This is a genomic window from Mesorhizobium silamurunense (genome assembly GCF_014843825.1).
Classification (GTDB): Bacteria; Pseudomonadota; Alphaproteobacteria; order Rhizobiales; family Rhizobiaceae; genus Mesorhizobium; species Mesorhizobium silamurunense.
Genome location: NZ_JHQR01000141.1, coordinates 1 through 19,133 on the forward strand (window position 1 = coordinate 1; position 19,133 = coordinate 19,133).

The 19,133-nt window shown below is 60.0% G+C and carries 17 protein-coding genes, 1 tRNA gene and 2 pseudogenes; 11 read left to right on the top strand and 9 right to left on the bottom strand.

Annotation, left to right across the window (positions count from 1 at the left end; translation table 11 throughout):
- The first annotated feature begins 405 nt into the window (after positions 1–405).
- Entirely contained in the window at positions 406–1,338 is a 933-nt protein-coding gene (locus tag DH10_RS16265) for a lysylphosphatidylglycerol synthase transmembrane domain-containing protein (RefSeq protein WP_192257035.1), read from the top strand.
- Between the two features lie 144 nt (positions 1,339–1,482).
- Positions 1,483–1,556, top strand: a tRNA-Gln gene (locus DH10_RS16270).
- Between the two features lie 47 nt (positions 1,557–1,603).
- On the opposite strand, the gene DH10_RS16275 is transcribed toward DH10_RS16270, so the two are convergent.
- From DH10_RS16275 to DH10_RS16285, 3 genes are read right to left on the bottom strand one after another with little or no spacing between them, the layout of a single operon-like run.
- Positions 1,604–2,647, bottom strand: a complete 1,044-nt coding sequence (locus tag DH10_RS16275) for a tyrosine-type recombinase/integrase (RefSeq protein ID WP_192257037.1) — start codon at positions 2,645–2,647, stop codon at positions 1,604–1,606.
- Positions 2,631–2,828, bottom strand: coding sequence for a hypothetical protein (locus DH10_RS16280; protein ID WP_192257039.1), 198 nt, complete (start codon positions 2,826–2,828; stop codon positions 2,631–2,633). The genes DH10_RS16275 and DH10_RS16280 overlap by 17 nt, the downstream gene beginning before the upstream one ends.
- A 7-nt stretch (positions 2,829–2,835) precedes the next feature.
- On the bottom strand, positions 2,836–3,321 hold the full coding sequence (locus tag DH10_RS16285; protein ID WP_192384994.1) for a hypothetical protein: 486 nt from the start codon (positions 3,319–3,321) through the stop codon (positions 2,836–2,838).
- A 381-nt stretch (positions 3,322–3,702) separates the two neighbouring features.
- Here DH10_RS16285 and DH10_RS16290 point away from each other — a divergent pair, with 381 nt between their 5' ends.
- Both DH10_RS16290 and DH10_RS16295 read left to right on the top strand, forming a co-directional pair.
- Positions 3,703–3,948, top strand: a complete 246-nt coding sequence (locus DH10_RS16290; RefSeq protein ID WP_192257043.1) for a hypothetical protein — start codon at positions 3,703–3,705, stop codon at positions 3,946–3,948.
- A gap of 695 nt (positions 3,949–4,643) precedes the next feature.
- On the top strand, positions 4,644–5,093 hold the full coding sequence (locus DH10_RS16295) for a MaoC family dehydratase (RefSeq protein WP_192257045.1): 450 nt from the start codon (positions 4,644–4,646) through the stop codon (positions 5,091–5,093).
- A 118-nt stretch (positions 5,094–5,211) separates the two neighbouring features.
- On the opposite strand, the gene DH10_RS16300 is transcribed toward DH10_RS16295, so the two are convergent.
- From DH10_RS16300 to DH10_RS38210, 5 genes are all read right to left on the bottom strand, one after another.
- Entirely contained in the window at positions 5,212–5,955 is a 744-nt protein-coding gene (locus tag DH10_RS16300) for an alpha/beta fold hydrolase (RefSeq protein WP_246811574.1), read from the bottom strand.
- 55 nt (positions 5,956–6,010) lie between these two features.
- Positions 6,011–7,060 carry an alpha/beta fold hydrolase gene (locus DH10_RS16305; protein ID WP_192257048.1) on the bottom strand — a complete coding sequence of 350 codons (1,050 nt, stop codon included), beginning with the start codon at positions 7,058–7,060 and terminating at the stop codon, positions 6,011–6,013.
- 126 nt (positions 7,061–7,186) lie between these two features.
- Positions 7,187–8,407, bottom strand: coding sequence for an epoxide hydrolase family protein (locus DH10_RS16310; RefSeq protein WP_376774930.1), 1,221 nt, complete (start codon positions 8,405–8,407; stop codon positions 7,187–7,189).
- Between the two features lie 554 nt (positions 8,408–8,961).
- Positions 8,962–10,869, bottom strand: coding sequence for an ATP-binding protein (locus DH10_RS16315; protein ID WP_425515335.1), 1,908 nt, complete (start codon positions 10,867–10,869; stop codon positions 8,962–8,964).
- Between the two features lie 77 nt (positions 10,870–10,946).
- Complete coding sequence (locus DH10_RS38210) at positions 10,947–11,819, bottom strand: ATP-binding protein (RefSeq protein ID WP_425515336.1); 873 nt, start codon at positions 11,817–11,819, stop codon at positions 10,947–10,949.
- Between the two features lie 476 nt (positions 11,820–12,295).
- Between DH10_RS38210 and DH10_RS16320 the strand changes: the two genes are divergently transcribed.
- From DH10_RS16320 to DH10_RS37925, 4 genes and pseudogenes are all read left to right on the top strand, one after another.
- Positions 12,296–12,715, top strand: a complete 420-nt coding sequence (locus tag DH10_RS16320; protein ID WP_192257085.1) for an organic hydroperoxide resistance protein — start codon at positions 12,296–12,298, stop codon at positions 12,713–12,715.
- 193 nt (positions 12,716–12,908) lie between these two features.
- Positions 12,909–13,436 (top strand): winged helix-turn-helix domain-containing protein, encoded by a 528-nt coding sequence (locus DH10_RS16325; protein ID WP_192384996.1) that lies wholly within the window; start codon positions 12,909–12,911, stop codon positions 13,434–13,436.
- 484 nt (positions 13,437–13,920) lie between these two features.
- Entirely contained in the window at positions 13,921–14,289 is a 369-nt protein-coding gene (locus DH10_RS16330; protein ID WP_192257052.1) for a hypothetical protein, read from the top strand.
- Between the two features lie 19 nt (positions 14,290–14,308).
- Positions 14,309–14,446: pseudogene (locus tag DH10_RS37925) on the top strand (FAD-binding protein); the annotation flags it as partial.
- 26 nt (positions 14,447–14,472) lie between these two features.
- Here DH10_RS37925 and DH10_RS16340 read toward each other — a convergent pair.
- On the bottom strand, positions 14,473–15,222 hold the full coding sequence (locus DH10_RS16340) for an SDR family oxidoreductase (protein ID WP_192257054.1): 750 nt from the start codon (positions 15,220–15,222) through the stop codon (positions 14,473–14,475).
- A gap of 396 nt (positions 15,223–15,618) precedes the next feature.
- Here DH10_RS16340 and petA point away from each other — a divergent pair, with 396 nt between their 5' ends.
- The 3 genes and pseudogenes from petA to DH10_RS16355 all read left to right on the top strand — a co-directional run bounded on the left by petA (position 15,619) and on the right by DH10_RS16355 (position 18,995).
- Positions 15,619–16,101 carry a ubiquinol-cytochrome c reductase iron-sulfur subunit gene (petA, locus tag DH10_RS16345; RefSeq protein WP_192384997.1) on the top strand — a complete coding sequence of 161 codons (483 nt, stop codon included), beginning with the start codon at positions 15,619–15,621 and terminating at the stop codon, positions 16,099–16,101.
- Positions 16,102–16,117: 16 nt separating this feature from the next.
- Positions 16,118–17,427: pseudogene (locus tag DH10_RS16350) on the top strand (cytochrome b).
- Positions 17,428–17,441: 14 nt separating this feature from the next.
- A complete protein-coding gene (locus DH10_RS16355; protein WP_192257060.1) occupies positions 17,442–18,995 on the top strand; it encodes a mechanosensitive ion channel family protein in 1,554 nt (517 codons plus the stop codon).
- The last annotated feature ends 138 nt before the right edge of the window (positions 18,996–19,133 follow it).

The following is a 19,133-nucleotide window of genomic DNA, read 5'->3' on the forward strand; positions in this document are numbered from 1 at the left end:
CTTGCCTTTCTGGTTCTCGCCTTGATTGTCGGCATGTCTCGCATGCGCGCCCGCACGGCGGCTGAACCGCCCCGCGGACGGGCCCGCCGATTCCGTCGGCGATGCCCCGGACATGCCCACTGCCGACGCGCCCGCGCCGGTATCGTGGTCTTCCACGTCAATTCCTTTCGGCGCCGCGCGAACCGGGAAGGACGCAGCAGGCACCTAGATTTGTTCAAGTTGAGGACAGACTAGCAGCGCGATCCGCAATCACCAAGAGTACGTGGCCCGATTTTTGGCGGCGTCACGCTGGGGTAATCTCTTGCCGGTTGAATAGCCGGCTTCAATCAGGCATGTCTCAAACGAGGGTTTGAAAGGGTCTGGGCAACATCAAATCAATGAGCTTAATCGCATGACGACGACGCCATGAACTGGAGGCGCTATTTCTGGCCGGTCATCGGCATAGCGGCCGTGGTGTTCTCGCTCTGGCTGCTCATCCACGAACTGCGCGGCATTTCACTCGACGACGTCTGGGCCGGTATCGTCGCCATCCCCGCGCGCGCCTGGGTGCTGGCGGCGCTGAGTTCGGTCGTCGCCTATGCCTCGCTCGCCGGCTACGACCACATCGCGCTGCTCCATATCGGCAAGAAGGTATCATGGCTGTTCGTCACCCTTTGCTCCTTCACCACCTATGCCCTGTCGCACAATATCGGGGGCTCGGTGCTATCGGGCGCAGTGATCCGCTACCGCGCCTACGGCACCAGGGGGCTGACCGGTCAGGATGTCGGCATTCTGGTGGCGATCTGCTGGATCACCTTCGTGCTCTCCAGCCTGCTTGTCGGGGGCCTGGTGCTGGTGCTGGAGCCGCAGATCGTCGATCGTTTCTCCACGACCCCGCACCACGAACTGGCGACGGCCGCCGGCCTCGCCATGCTGATCCTGGTCGCGGTCTATGTGTTCTGCAGCTGGCTGCATCTGAAGCCACTCAAGATCGGCAGCTTCCAGCTGCATTACCCGGCGCTGCCGATCGTGGCGCGGCAATTGCTGATCGGCCCGGTCGAACTGTTGGCGGCGGCCGCCATCATCTATTTTGCCCTGCCGGCGGCCGGCAACCCCGGTTATTTCGTCGTGCTCGGCGTGTTCATGGTGTCCTTCTCGGTGGGATTGCTCTCGCATGCGCCGGGCGCCCTCGGCGTTTTCGAGATCGTCTTCCTGGCGGGACTGTCGCATATGGACCCGGTTGGAGTGCTGGCCGCCCTTCTGGTCTTCCGCTTGTTCTATCTCATCATACCGCTGCTCATCGGGCTCGGCGTGGTGGTGTTCTTCGAGCATTCGCAATACAGCCGCGGCGTCCGCTGAGCCCCTTTCCCCCTCGCGCCGAGCCGGAGTGATCAAAAGCTGCGATTGAAACGCCGCGCGGGGTTGACTATTTTCCGGCGGCGGCTACAAGGCAGCGCTCGCGGCGCATAGCCGCCCGCTTCGCGCGACACCGACCGCGCCTGCTGGGGAATAGGTTAACGGTAGACCCACGGACTCTGACTCCGTTAGTCCTGGTTCGAATCCAGGTTCCCCAGCCAATTGATTTTAAAGCGATTTTTCCGTTTCATTGTTGGAACATTTCGCGTCAGTCGGCCGCGCGGTCGGGAATTTTGGTTCCCGTTTCGAGCTTGCGGATGGCGCTTTCCCCGAGCGCAGGGTCGCGGTTGAGGTAGTTTGAATCGAGAATTGCATGCACGTCGCGCAGACTGTGCCCGGTTATTGTTGCGATCTCGGGCACAGAAGCCTGGACGAGTGCCAGCCGCGTTACTGCAGTTCCACGGAGGTCGTTGAACGTGACACCGGTCACGCCAGCGGAAGCGCAGGCCTTGCGCCATGAAGAGCGAAAACCGTCAGCCGTCCAGGGCACGCCGTCGCTGTTGAGCAATATCTGCCCCACCTTGCCGCGCGTCGCCTCGAGCATTGCCTTCAGTGGTGCACCAACCGGTATCACGACGCGCCGTCCCGTCTTGGATTGCTGAAGGCGGATTACCTTGCCGTCATATTGCTGCCAGGTCAGGCGCAACAGGTCACCCTGACGCTGGCCCGTCCACAAGGCGAGCATGAGCGCCAGGTGAAGGTGCGTAGGCGCACTGGCATAGAATGCAGCCTCGTCAGCAGCACTCCACGTATTCGCCGAACGAGAACCGCGATATAGGCGACCGCCCTTCTCACATGGATTGGCCGATACAAGGCCGCGACCCTGCGCCCAGGAGAGAACTCGGGCCAGCACCTGCCAGCCATAATCAGCCTGCCGGCGAGACCTCTTCGCGCGCTCGTCGCGCCATTCCATAAGGAGGCCGCGCGTGCGGCGGTCGCTCATGCCCGACAACGGAAAGTCGCCGAACTTCTTTTCGATGATCTTGATCAATTTGACGTAGTCGGCCCGGGTGCGAGGCGCTAGGTCGTCCCAGTCCGAACTGAGTTGAAAGGCATTCAGGACGGAAAGCAGCGCCCCCTGGCGAGGGTATATCTTGCGAGCGATTGCAGCATTGTATGCTGCCATGAACTCCGCGTCTCCCGGTTTGCCCGGCAGCCGAGGTCCACCTTTCCACGCCCAGTAGTAAGTAACAACGCTGCCATTAGCGAGCGTCTTGGTGCGGCTGTTCAGTCCCTTAAGACGAACGCGCATGGTTCTTCATCCACTTGTCGACGGCATTTTCCGGCTCGCCCGCCTTTTCGGCGGCGATGACGACGATCCTGCCGGTAACCGGATCGATTTCGACCCTGCCTGGCTCCATGTTTCCTTTGCGCGCACCTTTGATGGCGCGTGCAACATCAGCGATTTTGAAGGAGACGGGAGTACCGGCCATAATCCGCTTATCCTTCCACCGGCGCGGCGATGCCGAGCTTGTCAAGCACATGGTCAACAATAGCGCGAACGTTCAAGAACGTAGCCACGCCCTTGTTGTTCTTCATAGTATCGCTAAGCGTGGCCTGACCGGAGCCTGCATGAAAGTAAGTTATGCGCGTAGGCCCAGCATCCCTTGCGGCGACGACAGTACCCTCCCCTTCCATCAACAATATCTTCGTGTCAGGCGGGGTCTCCTCGCTAAAGCTGAACCCGACGATCTCGTCGCCACGATCGTCCTCATCGAGCATTCTACCGAGATAAAGCTCGAGACCGAACACCAGATCCTTGCCTTGAACGAACGCTACTGCGTCGTCGGCCCCTAAACCGTGGCGCGTCAGAATGACCACCAGCCGCACCACGCAGACGTCAAGGATCGAAAAATGATTGACGGTCCTGCCGCCCCACAACTCAGGGAACAAACCGTTGCGGCGGCGCCATGCCCGAAACGTCACGTCCTTGCACCCTGCTGCTTCGCAGACTTTGGCAGCGGGGAAGACTCGGTCTGTGGCGTATATCATGCTACGACTGTAGCACGACCCCCGCGACGCTACAAGCGTAGCAACTTTCGGATCCCTGTGAGAAACGCCGCGCCTGAGCAATGGCTTTTGGAGCCGCCGACGCGGGCGACAGACATTTATGCCTTGGGCTGCATTTTGCACACGCTTCTGAACGGGGAACCATCTTTTCGCGGCGATAATGACAAGCTGCGCCATGCGCACCTTCATGCAGCGCCGCCGGACTTGAACGGGATGCCACTTCGCTTGAACGGGCTGGTCAATACCATGCTCAGGAAAAGCCCAGGGTCTCGCCCCACGTTGGAAAGGTGCGCTACCGTGATAACTGAAGTTGCTGACAAGCCTCAGCGCGCGAGCAACCTTGCATTGGCTGCCGTCGGGAATCTCGTGTCCCAAGCGGAGGCTGCGGAGGAAGCGAAGAAACGCGCCGAAGAGGTCACCCGTCTCGCCCGACAGGCGCAAGCAATGGAAGCCATGGCTGACCTCAAGAAGATGATAGGTCGGCTGTTCAGCGAAATTGAAGCCTCGTCGGAATCCGTAAAGCGGGAAAAGCTTGCCGTCTAGCTTGGCCCCGCGCACCTGTCCTATGCGGAGCCTGAGCCTATCAATCTCAGCCAACTCTCCGGGGCTCCACCCCCGAACAAACAATGGGACATCATCGCATTTTCGATGCTCAAGTTGCGATCTCAGATAGAGCGATACCGCCAGGAAGAGTCTCCGACTTATACGTTCTCGGCAACCCTGATGTTCTCAACTGCACCCAACGGCTCGACATTCCGTTGGAGGGAAGTGTCATTCTGGGGGATGAACTCCCCCAGCTACGAAACACCGTTCGCCGTGAGTCCCAGAGACCGGGATTTCGATCTTGCGATGGGGCGGGGGTTGCACGTTGTGAGTATCGCCCATGGCTCACTCACGATTGACGCGGAAGACGAAGACGATTTTCAGGACAGATGGCTGACAATATTCGCGAAGTCGGCGGATAAGAAGTTCCGCCATCCTGGCCAGATGCCACCCCCGTCAAGTTTTTTCAAATAGGTCGCGGCACGCCGACAACTGCTTCGGCCACTACGGCCAGAAGGACAAGGCGTGGACTTGCCGACTAATTGTGGGTCGTGTCTTGACAATCTGCTAACGGGATCGCACGCCTAACCGCTTTCGATCATTCACAAGTCTGGAAATAGAGTTCGGGGCCCCATCTTAGGTCCACGACGTGGCCGCTTTGGAATGACAGCGCCGATGTTAGGAAAGGGCGTGATATGACGCAGTTGTATCTAGACGATCTCAAGCGCGGTCAAACCTTCGTCAGCGGTTCGCATGCGCTTGACGAGGAGCAGATCAAGGCTTTCGCGAGGGCGTTCGATCCCCAGATCTTCCATCTCGACGCGCGGGCGGCGGAAGGGACGCTGTTCGGCGGACTCGCGGCCAGCGGCTGGCATACCGCCGCGATCACCATGCGGTTGAACGTGGAGTCAGGCCTGCCGCTCGCCAACGGCATCATTGGCGCCGGTGGCGAGATCATCTGGCCGAACCCGACGCGCCCAAGTGACATTCTCCACGTCGAAAGCGAAGTGATGGATGTCGCTCCATCGCGCTCGCGCCCAGAGCGCGGCATCGTCACCATCGTCAGCAAAACGCTCAACCAGCGTGGCGATGTTCTCCAGATCCTGACCGCCAAGCTGGTCGTTTATCGTCGGCCGGTGGCATGAACTGCCAGCCATTGCAACCAAAGGGAGTGACATGGACGGCATCCAGGATGCCGAACGCCGATGTGAAATTTGAGGCGACGCGGCATTGCCGATGACGCGACCACATTGCCGCAAGGATCTAAGGAGCCGCGGTCGCCGCGTCCTCGATGACTTTTGCCACAGCATCGGGATGCGAGATCATGACGACGTGCGACGCGCCCTTCACGACCACGACGCCCTTAGCGTGCGCCCGCTCGGCCATAAAGGCCTGAGCCTGCGGCGGGATGGCAGTATCGCCGTCACCGTAAATGAACCACGACGGAATGGTCTTCCAGGCGGAGGTGGTCGCCGGTTCGCCGAAAGCGACGTCGGTGATCGGTCGCTGCGTTGCCGCTGCCAGTCTCGCCGCATCCTCGGGCAGATCCGGCGCGAACGCTTCGTGGAACTTGTCCTGCCGGACATAGAGGTCGTTGCCGCCAGCGAGGAGAGGCACAGGCTGCGCCAGGGTATCGGGTCCAAGCAAGGCTCCTGGAAACTTGGTGTCGAGCGCGCCGGCGCTTTCGCCTGCTTCCGGTGCAAAACCGGCGACATAGACCAGCGCCTTGACATTCGCCTCCCCGTCGGCGGCCTGGCTGATCACCATGCCGCCATAAGAATGGCCGACCAGCACGATTGGCGTCTTGATTGTATTGAGAAGGGAGCGGACATAATCGCCATCTGCCTTTACGCTGCGCAGAGGATTGGCGACAGCGACCACCGGGTAGCCATTTTTTTCAAGAATTGGTACGACGCCGTTCCAGCTCGATGCGTCGGCGAAGGCGCCATGCACAAGGACGATGGTCGGCTTGTCCGATTGCGCCGACGCCATTGTTGCGAACGCCATACCAGCCAGGGCCAATCCAGCAATGAGCGTTTTCATGTCGGGCTCCTTTGTTGCTTCATGAGAAATGGTCAACGTCGATGACGGCCTGGGCGAACGCCAGCGGTGCTTCCTGCGGAAGATTGTGTCCGATGCCGCCGGGGATGGTGCGATGCTCGCATCGGCCGGTGAATTTCTTCGCGTAGGCGGAAGGCTCCGGATGCGGAGCACCGTTCGCATCACCTTCGAGCGTAATGGCAGGCACGTCGATCGTAGGCGCCTGAGCGAGCCGCTTCTCCAGATCGTCGTATTTCGCTTCCCCCTCAGCCAAACCGAGTCGCCAGCGGTAATTGTGGATTACGATGTCAACGTGGTCGGGATTCTCAAAGGCTGCAGCGCTCCGTTCGAAGGTGGCATCGTCGAAGCGCCACTTCGGCGAGGCGATCTGCCAGATCAGCTTGGAAAAGTCGCGCCGGTATTTGTCATAGCCGGCGCGGCCGCGCTCGGTCGCAAAATAGTACTGGTACCACCACTGCAACTCGGCGGCCGGCGGCAGCGGCATCCGGTTGGCCGCCTGGCTGCCGATCAGATAGCCGCTCACCGAGACCAGCGCCTTGCAACGCTCCGGCCAAAGCGCGGCGACGACGTTGGCGGTGCGCGCACCCCAATCGAATCCGGCGATGATCGCCGCCCGAATCTTCAGTGCGTCCATCAGATTGACGGCGTCGACGGCAAGTGCCGCCTGCTGCCCGTTGCGAGGCGCATTGCCGGACAGAAGTCGCGTTGTGCCGTACCCGCGCAAATACGGTACAATGACGCGATAGCCCGCGGACACAAGCCGCGGCGCGACCTCGGCAAACGCGTGGATGTCATAGGGCCATCCATGAAGGAGGAGGACCGGCGGACCCTCGGCAGGGCCAAACTCCGCGTAGCCGATATTCAAGTCGCCGGCGTCGACCTGTTTGACCTTGAGCGAATTGCTCGCCTGCGAACCGCTCGCAGCATTTGCTGCAGAGGTCCCGCTTGATCCTGATCGCGCCCCGCTCGCCGCAAGAAGCTCGGTGGCAGCGACAGCCATGGCTGCAACACGCAAAAGGTGGCGACGTTGATGGCTGATCACTTCCAGCATGGTTGGTCACTCGTCTGATTGAATGGCCCGCGCGCCGGGGCGCGGGATCGTATTGTCCGTTACGCCAACCATCTGAGTGCCGCCGAGGCGGTGCTCAGAATGGAGACGATTTTCCCGTCGCAATCCTCAGGACGCGCGCAGCGTCTTGAACGACGCACGCATCTCTTCGACGAAGATTTCGGGCTGCTCCCAGGCGGCGAAATGGCAGCCAACGGGGAAGCGGCCGTAATGGAGAAGCTTTGGATAGGCTGTCTTGGCCCAGCTCTCCGGCGCCTGGTAGATCTCGTTGGCGAAAGCGCTCACCGCGACCGGGATCCTAATGCCACGCGCGTCGAAGAAACCGCCTTTCGCGACCCGCGCATTGTCCCAGTAGAGCCGTCCCGACGAGATCGCCGTGTTCGTCAGCCAGTAGAAGGTGACGTTGTCGAGAAAGTCGTCCGGCGTGATGCCCTCGGGCTTCCCGGTAAAGGAGCGGGCGATCAGGGCGTGACTGTCGGCGTCGTGGTCCAGCATCCAGGCGGCGAGGCCGACGGGCGAGTCGACAATGCCGTAGAGCGTCTGCGGACGTTGGTTCATCTCGATGGCATAGCCGAGCCCATGCTGGTTGAAATAGATGAGTTGGTCGAAAGCGCGCTTCTCGTCAGGACCGAGCCCTGCCGGCGGCGTGCCGGCCCCAAGCGCCTTCGAGATTTCGCGTGGAAGCGTCGCCGCCATGTTGGTGTGGATGCCAAGCAGTCCCGGCGGCTCCTGTAGCGCCATGTTCTCGGTAACCGCATTGCCCCAGTCGCCGCCCTGCGCCACATATTTGTTGTAGCCGAGGCGTTCCATAAGGGTTGCCCACCCCTTGGCGATGCGGACCGGCTCCCATCCTGGCGCTGTTGGCTTGCCGGAGAATCCGTAGCCGGGCAATGACGGAATCACGAGATCGAATGCATCCGCCTCGGTGCCGCCATGCGCGGTCGGGTCGGTGAGCGGTTCGATGATCTTCAACTGCTCGATAACCGAGCCCGGCCAGCCATGGGTCACGATCATCGGCAGCGCGTTTTTGTGCTTCGACTTCACGTGAATGAAGTGGATGTCGAGCCCATCGATCTCGGTGATGAAGTGCGGATACGCCATCATCCTGGCCTCGACCTTGCGCCAATCGTGATTGGCCCAGTGCGCCTGGATCTGGCGCGCGATGTCGAGCTGCACGCCCTGCGACTGGTCCGGCACCGTCTCCCTGTCTGGCCAGCGCGTCGCCGCGACACGCCGCTTCAGATCGGCGAGATCGTCATCGGAAGCCCTGAACTGGAAGGGATGGATTGAGGCGGCCTCTGCAGCCGCTTTGGATTTTGACGAAAGCATGCTGATGGCTCCTATGGCAGCCGCGGTGATCAAGACTTCCCGCCGTGTTGGTGATAGCAAGCGCGCAGACATGGGACCCTCCTGTGCCAACCATCCAGGATTGCCGCCGAGATCGACGGCTGCTTCGCTGTGACACGGCCAAAGTGCTCTGCTGCTGTCGTCGAAGCGAGTTAAGAGGCGCTAAGAGATGCGAATCTTTGCCAGCTGCCACATTTGGAATTCTTACAGCCGAGATATCGCCCAGTCGGATGATTGACGGGCATTCGGCTTGACGTAGGCGCGGGAGAGATCACCAGGATGGCATGTGGGATGGTGGACCGGCTGGGGCGCTTGCTGTGCGGTCGCGCCCCGTAGCTCTGTTACATTCTTCGCCGTGAGCTCCGATGCAGCACTGCCAAACCCACTTGTCACGCGGCATACACGACGCCGGTGGGATCGTGTTGGTGCTGGGGGACGCAGGCGGCGAGCCGCTCACCACACGCGCGCGTTGCGACGGCCAGGTATGAGCGTGACAACGTCGAAGAGCTGACGGAAAGGTGCGTCGCTATCCGCAGTTAGGCGATCGCGCTCAACAGCTGTTCAGCAGCTTTCAGATCGGCCGTATCAAAACCTTCGGTAAACTGCTCAAAGATCGGCAGCAACAGAGCGCGCGCCTTTTTCAATTGTCCGCGAGAGAGGGCGAGCTTCGCCAGTTCCGTCGTTGTCCGCAATTCCCAAGACAATGCACCCTGACGACGACTCCATTCCAGCGACTGTTCGAAGCAGGATTCGGCCCCCTCGTTCGAGTCCCGGGGCATCGATAAAAGGATCACACCTTTCGTTCGCAACGCCTCCGGCATGAACAAAAAGTCGCCGTTCGATTCGATCAGTTCGATTGTCTCGTTAATCGTTCTGAGGCCTTCATCGAGGCGGTGCGACACGGAAAATCCCTTCGCAAGCGAAAGGCTAAGCTCGGTGGTGACCAGCTCGTAAGGGAGCGCGTGCAGCTTTTGACGAGAGCTCTGCAAGGCTTCTATGCCCGCATTCGCGTCCCCCCGACGAATGGCCAATTCGCCTCGGAAGCCTTTTCCAACCAAGACATAAGGTGCCATGGAATGGGCTTCGGATAGAGCAATAAGCTCGTCTAAATCTGCTTCGGCGCTCTGCAGATCGCCTGCCCAAAGGAACACCGTCGCCGCCCACACCAAGGCGATTGCCAGCGATAATGAGTGGTCTATATTGCGGGCCTCTTCCACCGCCTCGCGCGCGCATTCAGTCGCCAGAGCGGCATAACCCTGCAGCCAAAGATTTCTGGCGAGAACGGCGGTGGCCAGGATTCTGCCTTCAACGCCAAGGTAGACCGTCGTGGTTTGCTCGGGAAGATAGTCGCCCGCCAGGGTCGCCTCGAGTTCGTTGCGGGCGTCGACAAGTCTGCCGTCGAGATGAAGCGCGAGCCCTAAATTAGAATGGGCTAATGCCATCGCGACGGGGTCGCTGACAGTCGCCGCGGCCGCAGAACAACGCGTCGCGTAGTCGAGAGCACGAGTGAAGTTCCCTCTGCGTCTGTGAAACAGATGAAGTGGGGCCAACAGGCGTATTTGATCAAGCGTATCGCCATTGTTTTCAGCGATCGCCAAGCCTCTCTCCAAGGCTTCGCGCGCAGCATCGCGCCCGCCGCGCATGAACATCAGTGAGGCCCCAAGGGCCGCCTGAAGTCTCATCTCCTGCTGTCCGCCACGGGCCGAAGGAGCGAGACAAGCGATAGCGCGTTCTGACCAGCGATGGCATTCGGGAAGCAGTGACATTGACAAGAAGACGGGCGCGACGGCAGTGGCCAATCCGACACCGATGGCCAAGTCGCCGCCTTTTCCGAAGGACCATTCTAATGCCGCACGGGCGTTGTTCAGCGCGGCAAAGTGAGGCGGGCGTTCGGCTCCAGCCGCCAGCGTCGGCCATTCGATCCCGGTCTGTTCGAGCCATCGGCGGTAGTAAGTCGCGTGTCGTACCGACAAGGCGGTTGCCTCGGCGTCGTCAATGTCGATGTCGAGCGCGTATGCGCGGGTGGTATCCAACAGCCGGTAGCGCACCATCGCGCCGAGAGGATGGGTCGCCACCATCGACTTTGCGACGAGGCTATCAATCGCTTCGAAAACAGCCGGGCGGTCCAGGGTTGTGCTTGTCACAACCTCCAGCGCCGCATCGAGGGTGAAATATCCCATGAATATCGCGAGGCGGCGAAGGACCAAGCGTTCGGGTTCGGAGAGAAGCCCGTAGCTCCAGTCGAGAGCGGCGTGCAGGGTCTTGTGACGCGGTGCAGCGTTACGCGACCCCTGCCATAGCAACGTCAGGCGTTCGTCGAGCAATGCAGCGGTCTGCTTCAGGCCGTAAGACTCAACGCGTCTGGCCGCAAGCTCGATCGCAAGCGCCACGCCGTCCAACTTTCGGCAGATATCAGCGACTATTGGCGCTTCGAGATCACTCACAATCAGAGGCGCGCCGCTTGCGACAGCCCGTTCCATGAACAGTTGCGTTGCCGGAAATTTCCGCACGGTTGCGGCAGTTAGCCCCCGCCTATCGGGGGGCATGCAAGGGCATCCAGCCGATAGACGTGCTCGCCTTCAACTCGAAGCGCCTCTCGGCTTGTCGCGATGATATGCACTTGGAGTCCGGCTTCCACGATGCTTACCGCCAGCGTGGCAACTGCTTCTATGAGGTGCTCGCATGTATCGAGAACCAGAAGGATGCGCTTGTCACGCAGGTAGGCCACCAAACTCGGTATCGCGTCGTCGGAATGAACCGACAACCCTAATATTGAGGCCACAGCTGTTGGCACAAGTTTAGGATCCGTAACGACTCCAAGATCGACGAAGAGAACGGAACCAGCGAAAGCGGACATCAAATGGTGTGCGACGGCCACCGCGACAGTCGTCTTGCCGACGCCACCAGGTCCTACGACGGTGACGAGGCGCGAGGCGGTGAGGCTAAACGATAACTTGAGCACATCCTCATCGCGTCCGAGCATTCGGCTCAAGCGGGTGGGGATATTGGCGTGCGGAAAGTTAGAGGCGGCGATCTTCTCGTCATTGCGTCGACTACCGGCTTGCGAAACCGCGGCGACAAAGCAGTAGCCCCTCCCCGGCAGGGTCGCAATGAATCGCGCACCATCCTTTCCGTCTCCCAGCGCTTTTCGGAGACTGGCTATATGAAAGCGCACACTACCTTCTTCAACGGTAACTCCGGGCCATACCCGCGACATCAGCTCTTCTTTGCTGCAGACTTCGTTCGGCGCCGAAGTCAGGGCGACCAAGATATCGAGAGCGCGCGCGCCCAACTTGACGGGAACGCCTTCTCTGGTGAGCAGCCTCTCACCTGCAAATAGGGTAAAGGCACCAAACGAAATACCGACTTTGGTGTGGTCCTCCACAGCCGCCATGCCTTCCTCTGAACTGTCTCGCCGACAACAATTTTAGCCGAAATCTTGCCCTGCGTCCCTCCCACAAGAGTGCACGCAAGTCGAGGGTTTCGCTCTCGGCTACCGAGCTACCCAATTGTCCGGGAATATCGAGCTGCTGACAGCTTCTAACACCTCCTCACAAGCCATAACGGGCGGCCCCCGCACGGCAGGCGTAGCTCTAGGCGGAAAGAGTTTGGTGGACCAAAATACCACCATGAACGCGACGAGCCGCTAACAAGGCGTCCGCAAGACGGAGCCAAAGGAGAGCGCAAGATGGTGAACGCTACGGCAACTATGGGCGCACCGGAAGTATCGGCGGACGGGCACGAGCCGTAGCCTCCCCGCGTGAGGCTGTGGCTTCTCCAGGTGATCGATTTCGCTGCGACTTGACTGGCATGCGCAGTGTGGCCCTCAGCGCCATCGCGCTCGTGAAACGAGAATTCCAGGATTGCAAGATGCGCACCACGGGAAAGCTGCTATATACGGCCAAGACCCGGACCTCTCAGGGACGAGAGAATGGCATCGCACGCAGCTCCGATGGGCAACTCGACATAAGGCTTGCGGCCCCCGGATCGGCTCGCATCGGCACCAATCCGGAGCAATTATTTGCGGTGGCTTGGTCGGCCTGCTTTCAAACAGCAATCGTGCAAGTGGCCCGCAAACAGAAAATTGCCTTGCCGGCCTTTTCCGCTATCGACGCTGAAGTAGACCTAAAACTGGAGAACGACAGTTACTTCATCAGTGCTCGGCTCAGCATTAGCTTGCCCGGCGTTGATCGAACGGTCGCCCAGGCTCTGGTGAACGAAGCGCATCAGATCTGCGCGTACTCGAAAGCAACACGCGGCAACATCGGCGTGACGATCAGCTTGATCTGACCGCGCGCAGTTGGGCCGACTCGACGCAGTCGTTGCCCGTTTGCCCAGCTGGCTCTTTTCCTCCAACTTTTGATCAGCACACAGTGCGCCTCGCAGGAACTAACAAAGCATCACATCCTATAACGGGCACTTCTCGCGGCGTCGGAGTAGATGCTGAGGCACAAAATGTGTCCCTAACGCAAGCGAGGTCACCATGAGCGCATCAGGATTGACTATGATCTTTGACCGCTTGCCCTCGTCCAGGCCGACAGCGCTCACGCAGTTTGATCCCAGGCCCCAACCTAGCGTGAGAAGCGAAATCGCATTCGGACCGTTTCGTCTGTTCCCGAGGCAGTTTCTTCTGTTGGAGGGCGACAAACCGGTGCCACTCGGAAGTCGCGCGCTGGGCATCCTGATCGCCTTGCTTGAACGCCCAGGCGAGCTAGTCAGCAAGCAGGAACTGATGGCCCGCGTTTGGCCCGATGTCTTTGTCGTGCCCTCCAATCTCACCGTCCACATCTCCGCATTGCGCCGCATTTTACGCGACGGACGGGATGGAAATCGGTTCATCATCAACATCCCCGGGCGCGGCTACCAATTCGTTGCTTCAGTCCACGCGCCGCCTCAACGGAAAGCGTCGCTTAAAACGATGCGCCCGATTGTTCCGGCGCTCGAAGAGCGCCTTCAGATTCAAGCGCCTTCAGAGTGCGGGGCGTACGGCTTTCCCACTGCGGGGCCTTGAGAATCTGGAGACGGGCGGATGCACACGCACAGCGACCCGAGACGGAAATGGATTCGGCCGGACTACTGGGTGATTGGACCCAGTCGAAGCAGGTGCGCGGCCGAAGGCTTCCGATTCCCAATCCACTTCAACTTGAGAGGGCAAAGATGATGAGCACATCCCCGCATCTACCAACACATACACCACACCTGCCTTCTGGGAACGCCTGTGGCGGTCGAGTGGCATCCAGGCCGTCGGCCTCTTCATCATCGCGTACATCATATATGGCTATCAGCCACAGATCGGTGCGCCAGACGACGCACTGGTCGCCTTTTACGACGGCGGTCGCGCGCGGATCCTGATCGCTGCGGTTTTCTCCGGCTTCGCCGTCCTCAATCTCATGTGGTTTGCGGCGGCGCTCAGGGCAACTTTGGCTGATGCAGGACAGGACGGTTGGGGCGCGGCGGCGACCGCGTCCAGCGCCGTGTTCGCAGGGATGTTCCTCTTGCTCATCACCGTTAGCGCTGCCCTCGCACACTCAATCGCGGGCTCCGCAAATCAAACGCTCACATCGGGACTGAACGACTTCGCATGGGCCAGCGTCGCGTTGAGTTCGTTTCCTCGCGCGATGCTGGTCATGGCGGCGGCGTTCGGCCTCTGGCGTTCCAAACTGATCTCGAACGCGCTCTTCGCGGTGGGGATCGCGGCCGTCGTCCTTGTATTGCTGGGCGGCACCACTTGGTTAAGTGGCGGCTTCTGGGCACCGGACGGTGCCTATTCGCGATCCATTTCGCCCGTCGTTTGTATCGCGTGGCTTCTGGTCGTGAGTTGGGTCGTGTTGAAACGCAGTCCTGCGACACGGGCCGGATGGTGAAGCAGGCGCTGCCCCAGCAATGAACGAGCTTACGACGAACTTTGACTATGACGTCGTTGTGGTCGGCTCTGGATTTGGTGGAAGCGTTGCCGCGCTCCGCGCCGCGGAAAAGGGATACCGCATTGGCGTCATCGAGGCCGGTGGACGCTGGAAAGTGGAGCCGGCCCGAACGTCAATTGCTGCCTACATAATGCTCAAGCCGCCGTCGATCAGCATTTCCGAACCGACCATGAAGCGGCATTCGTCGGAGGCGAGGAACACCACCGCGTTGGCGATCTCGTCGGCAGTTCCGAAACGGCCAGCGGGCACCAGACCGACCACCGCCTTGGCGCGCGCTTTCGCCGCCGCCGGATCGAGGCCGAGTTTGTCGTTGAGCGGCGTGTCGATCGGGCCGGGGCTGATCACGTTGGCGCGGATGCCGCGCCCTATCAGTTCGCCCGAGAGCGTACGGGCAAGCGAAATCATCCCGGCCTTGGCCAGCGCATAGACGTGCGTTCCGCCCATTCCCAAATGCGCGTTGACCGAACCGCTGAGAATGATCGAGGACGGGTTCGACAGCAGCGGCACGAGCGCCTTGATGAGGAAATAAGGCCCTTTGAGATCGATATCGATGCTCCTGTCGAATGCATCTTCGGTCCAATCACCCACCGGTCGCAAATCGGCGATGCCGGCGTTGACGAAAACGGCGTCGAGCTTGCCGAACTTTGCTTCGACCTGTCGTGCGATCATGTCCTGCGCTGCGACATCTCCGGCGTCCGCCGCAATGACGACTGCATCGCCGCCGAGACTGGCGCGAGCCTCCTCAAGACGGCCGGCATTGGTGCCGGTGATGGCGACGCGCGCGCCTTCCTCAAGAAAGCGGCGGGCCGTCGCCAGACCGATGCCGCTGGTGCCGCCGGTAATCAGCGTGGCCTTACCTTTCAGCCTCGACATGACGAATTCCCTCTGTGTGCCTGATAGCCCAAACCGCGGTAGTTTCTTTGCACGGGTGCCTACACGGTACTCAATTGAAAGGCGCGCTACCATCCATACCTTGATGTGGTCGCCACGATCTCCTTGCCGCTGTCGGCTGAAGACGCGCCATCAGACATGAACGCTGGTTTTGCGAGCAGGGGATCGATCCTCTGCTCCAAATCCAGGCCGATAGCTGCCCGCAAGATCATAAACGAAAGTATCGGACACTCCGGCCCTTGGCACGATGGCCCACATCCCGCCACGCCTGCAATTGTGGTTCTCCGCATGAAGAAAATTCGAAGAGCGTGGCCTTTGGTTGCTCGATAGCGGCAATCGCCATCGAGGCAGCTTTTCGACAACGTAGGAGCCGCCATCATGGCCGATATTTCCGAACGGGAAACCGGCAATGCCGAGCACGCACTGACCCCCGAGGTGCCGGGCTCGGTCGAGGTCGACGTCTCCTCTCTAACGCCGGGAACGTCGCTGGTCGTGAACTGGAACGGTAAGCCCGTCGTCGTGCGCAACCGTACCGAAAAAGAGAGGAAGAACAGCGAGGCCCTCAAATTGACCGATCTCAAGGACCCGATCGCTCGCAATGCCAATCTGCCAGCCGACGCGCCGGCGACCGATGCCAACCGTACCACACCGGGCAAGGAAGCCTGGATTGTGATGGTCCAGGTTTGCACGCATCTGGGCTGCATTCCGTTCGCCCAGGAAGGCGACCTCGGCAGCTGGCTCTGTCCATGCCACGGGTCGCAATACGACACCGCCGGCCGCATCCGAAAGGGACCGGCACCTGAGAACATGGCGGTGCCGGTGTTCCAATTCATTTCCGACACCAAGATCAGTATCGGCTAGGGCAGAGGACATTCGGATGCGTGAGGGACACTCGACCTACAAGCCCAAGACCGGTATCGAACGCTGGTTCGACGCCCGCCTACCGCTGCCGCGGTTGGTGCATGACTCCTTCATCGTTTATCCCGTCCCGCGCAACCTGAACTACGCTTATACGTTCGGTGGCATTCTCACGATCATGCTGGTGGCGCAGATCCTGACCGGCGTCGTGCTGGCCATGCACTATGCGGCCGACACCACGCTGGCCTTCGATTCAGTCGAAAAGATCGTGCGCGACGTGAATTCGGGCTGGCTGCTGCGTTCCCTGCATTCGAATGGCGCCTCGTTCTTCTTCATCGCGGTTTACATCCACATTTGCCGCGGGCTCTATTATGGCTCGTATAAATCACCGCGAGAATTCTGTGGGTACTCGGTTGTACCAACTTGCTGGTGATGATGGCGACGGCCTTCATTGGCTACGTGCTGCCCTGGGGCCAGATGAGTTACTGGGGCGCCACTGTCATCACCGGCTTCTTCAGCGCCATTCCACTGGTCGGCGACTGGATCCAGCAATTGCTGCTCGGCGGATACGCAGTCGGCAATCCAACGCTGAACCGCTTCTTTGCGCTGCATTACCTGCTACCGTTTTTGCTAGTCGGGGTGGTGACATTGCACATCTGGGCGCTTCACGTAGTCGGCCAGAACAATCCTACCGGCATTGAGGTGAAATCAAAGACCGACGTTGTGGACTTCACGCCCTACGCTACCGTGAAGGACGCGTTCGGCATTATCGTGTTCCTGTTCTTCTTTGCCTATTTCGTCTTCTATCTGCCAAATTTTCTCGGCCATCCCGACAACTACACGATCGCAAACCCGCTGAAGACACCTGCTCACATCGTGCCGGAATGGTACTTCCTGCCGTTCTACGCGATCCTACGCGCCATAACCTTCAACGTCGGACCGATCAATTCCAAACTCGGCGGAGTGCTCGCGATGTTCAGCTCAATCGCCGTTCTATTCTTGGTGCCGTGGCTCGACACTTCAAAGGTGCGGTCGGCGGTTTACAGGCCGTGGTACAGGTTCTTCTTCTGGCTGTTCGTGGCCAACGCCCTCTTTCTCGGCTGGCTCGGCTCGCAGCCCGCGGAAGGCGCCTATGTCACGATGTCCCAGATTGCGACTCTCTACTATTTCGCGTTCTTCATCGTCGCCATGCCGCTACTCGGATTCCTCGAGACGCCACGGCGCCTGCCCAACTCGATAACCGAGGCAGTCCTGGAGAGGAATAAGGCAGCGTCAACTCTCACCGCTCCGCGAGATACCGGCCATCAGCCGCATCCAGAGCCGAAATAGGCGGGTGGCCCACGATGGCCGACGCGACTGCAGTCATGAACTTGTGGAATTCCCCCCTTCTCTACATCGTGCTGGTTGGCCTTGCCGGAATTGTCGTGTGGCACCTGATTCCGATGCGGTTGGCTAACGTACGACTGGTCGTTCAGATCGCCTTCTTCCTTGTGATGTCGGTCCTGCTCCTGGACGGCACGGTCGTTCCCTACGAGCCGGCGCGGGGCGATGTGGCAACACCTGAAGCGATCCTCATCGGATCTGCCAAAGTACTATGGTGGCTTCATTTCGCTTGGGCATTGATCGGCTTTGTCCGCATCTACCTTGTCTTCGAGGGAAAGCCGCGTGAGGCGCGCCTTCTGCAGGAGCTCGTCGTCGGTGTCGTCTACGTTGGAACGTTGCTATCGATCCTCGCTTTCGTCTTCGCCGTTCCCGTCGGGACGCTTATCGCCACATCGGGCGTCTTTGCCATCATGCTGGGCTTGGCGCTCCAGAATACGCTAAGCGATCTATTCTCAGGCGTCGCACTAACCCTTGGTCGCCCCTATGTGCTCGGCGATTGGATCGTGCTCAGCGACGGCACCGAAGGTCGTGTTGTTGAGACAAACTGGCGGTCGACCCACCTGCTCACTTGGGCTCACAATATTGTCGTACTCCCGAACAGTTTCCTGGCCAAGCTTGGCCTGACCAATGTGAGTAGCCCCGACGAAAACAACGGACTTTCGCTCTCAGTAAGACTGGCGCCGACGAAGATGCCGGCGATTGTCGTGGATGTGATGCGCATGGCCTTGCTGAGTTGCGACTCCATCCTGAAGGAACCCCCACCATTGGTTGCGATCAAGGGTCTGGATGCAAGGGCGATCGAGGTCGAATTGCTTTTCTATGTTGCAGATGTCCATCGACGCGTCCCGGCGAGGAATGAAATCATCGATCTCGTCTACCGCCATGTGAAATCCACAGGGTTGCTGCTGGCCGAGCCTTCCTCTTCGATTTCGATGCCCGCTCTGCCGATAGAACAGACGGCTCTTCCCCCGCCAGTCACCCCTATCGAACTTATCAGGGCCATACCGATATTCTCGGCCCTAACAGAAGACGAACAGGAGACTCTTGCGGCAACGGTCTCGGTGCGCACTTATCGCAAGGGCGACATCATCGCACGACAGGGAGAGATGCTGCCAACTCTCATGATCGTCCAGACCGGCGTCATCGTTCGACAACGCGAAGACCACGCTCGTTTCGAGGAAATCGGCCACTTGGCGCCCGGCGATTTCTTCGGGGAGAACGGCTTGCTCGCCGGCTTGGGCGAGAAGTCGACATTGCGGGCGATGAGCCACGCCGTGGTTTACGCGATAGACCAGGCGAGCTTCGCTCCGTTGCTGCTCGACCGGCCCGAAATGGCCGAGGACCTGGCAGCTATCCTGGCAGCCCGAATGTCGACCTTGGGTGAAAACGGCAAACCTGGACAGCAGCACGCGAACTCGAGCTTTGCCCTGCTCAAAGCCATTGAGACAGTCTTCCGCGGCGTCCCATTCAAGCGTGTTCGAGCAGCCGGTGTGCACAAGGACGGAAAGGTATGACCCTTCTACGTGGCAGGAATCGAAACCGTCGTTTTTCTGACTTTGCCGGGCCTTGCCACATGCCTATCTGAGCCACATGCCTATCTGATCGACGACGAGATCCTCCACCGGGACAATCTGGGGTAGGTGCACGCAATT